The sequence below is a fragment of the Streptococcus sp. HMSC077D04 genome (genome assembly GCF_001808785.1).
GTDB classification, from domain to species: domain Bacteria; phylum Bacillota; class Bacilli; order Lactobacillales; family Streptococcaceae; genus Streptococcus; species Streptococcus mitis_BX.
Genome location: NZ_KV794496.1, coordinates 1 through 516, shown reverse-complemented (window position 1 = coordinate 516; position 516 = coordinate 1). Strand labels below are relative to the sequence as shown.

The window sequence follows — 516 nt, the reverse complement described above, 5'->3', positions numbered from 1 at the left end:
TTGCCCATCCAGACCTGACAATAGCTTACTCTGCAATTGGAGGTATGGTTGGCATCAGCAATCCTTCTACAGCAGATATCAAAAGCCAGAAGGAAGAAGCCCTGCAATCTCTTCGTACAACTGAAAGCCAGATGGAAGCATTTAATGGTGAACTGTTGGGGAGCGGTGTGACCACTACCCTCTCCACGATTGCAAGTGGTTTGAGTCGGTCTCGCAAAGCTGTTGGCATGACAGACCCTTATCATAATGTGGCAGCCCTTGCGATTTTTCAGGACACGAAGTTACGGGATCAACAGATCGAGAATTCTAAAGCTCTGCATGAGGAGCTAATCCGTTATATTCGACATTATAATCCAGAAACGGCCTTTGACTTGAGCCAAATGAGTGGGCAGGAACTACAGACCTTGGGTAGAACAATCTCTCTTGCCTCCCATGGGAATGGGGGTAGGAAACCTAAGGAGCTGATTGATTTCTTGAAAGGGCATGAAGTTACGTTTGAGAAGGAGATAACAGTAT

1 pseudogene is annotated in these 516 nt (G+C 46.3%); it reads left to right on the top strand.

From position 1 onward, the window contains the following. Positions 1-44 precede the first annotated feature (44 nt). Positions 45-516, top strand: a pseudogene (locus HMPREF2701_RS01595) (hypothetical protein); the annotation flags it as partial.